The 1,097-nt window shown below is 62.2% G+C and carries 1 protein-coding gene; it reads right to left on the bottom strand.

Translation table 11 applies throughout. The features are described 5' to 3' along the window. Positions 1 to 209 precede the first annotated feature (209 nt). Positions 210 to 812 carry a site-specific integrase gene (locus AB0M11_RS41335; RefSeq protein ID WP_365714153.1) on the bottom strand — a complete coding sequence of 201 codons (603 nt, stop codon included), beginning with the start codon at positions 810 to 812 and terminating at the stop codon, positions 210 to 212. Between the last annotated feature and the right edge of the window lie 285 nt (positions 813 to 1,097).

Raw genomic sequence — 1,097 nt, 5'->3', positions numbered from 1 at the left:
TCAACCCGCCCCCTTGCGCATACCTCATGCGGTCGGCATACCGCAGGGATCATGAGACGTCAGCCCCTACGACACCACGCTTTGAAGGTCAGTAGTCCGCGCGGCTCACTCTTGCCCCTCCGCCACACCCTTGTGCAGGCCATCCCAAGTGACGGCGGCTCCGCGAAGATCTTCTACATCCGGCTTGACGTACCACCGCTTGGTCGTCTTTACGTTCGTATGTGCGGCCCATCGCGCGAGGATGTGGTCCGGGACACCATCGTCGGCCAGGAAGGTGAAGCACGACGAGCGTGCGTCAAGAGCCTGACGCGACGGAGCCCGAGAAGCTCCATAAGCCGGTACGCGCGTCGGCGAAGTTGCTTGATCGTGAAGGCGTCGCCCGCCTCGTGCACCAGCACGTAGCCCGACACCGTGTACGCCTCGCCCAGGGCGAGCCTCTCCTCCGCTTGGAGAGCCCGGAATGCCTTGAGGGCTCCCAGCACCAACTCCGGCAGCGGCAGATCCCGCTCGCCCGCAAGAGACTTGGTGTTCTTCTCCACCACGTACCGGTTGCCCATCATCGTGCGCGTGTTGGCGATGACGATCGTGGCGTTCTCCAAGTCAACGTCTTCCCACCGGAGTCCGCAGACTTCAGCTGGCCGAAGCCCCATCAGCGAAAGAAGAAGCGCGGCATAAAGACGCTCACCCCTAATTCTATAGATGAATTTCTGAACCTCCTGGAAGCTCCAGGGCAGCACCCCCTCCTTGATCTTCCGCTCTTCCTTGCGCGCTCTCTTGGCAATGGTCACGTGCGAAGCGACGTTGACGTACACCAACCGACGGGTAACGGCTCTCCCCAGCGCTTCCTTCAGTCGAGCGAGGCTCATATCCAGACTCGTGACGCTGAGTGGCGTCCCGGCCCTTTTACCACGATGGCGTCCCGCCAGGTGGTGTAGCCGATCAAAGCACCGGAATTCCCAGCTCAGGGACAGTCGCTCTGCCAGGCCCGGGTCTTCAACTCGCTTACTGACCTTGAATGCGTAATGTCGTCATGCTGGTTGGCGTCGGAGGCCGGTGCCGGTGAGGCAGCCGTCGAGGACGTCGGGGCGGTACTGGAG

Source organism: Streptomyces sp. NPDC051987 (assembly GCF_040680735.1).
Classification (GTDB): Bacteria; Actinomycetota; Actinomycetes; order Streptomycetales; family Streptomycetaceae; genus Streptomyces.
Note: the sequence above shows the minus strand (reverse complement) of the source record. Positions and strands in the feature narration are given on the sequence as shown.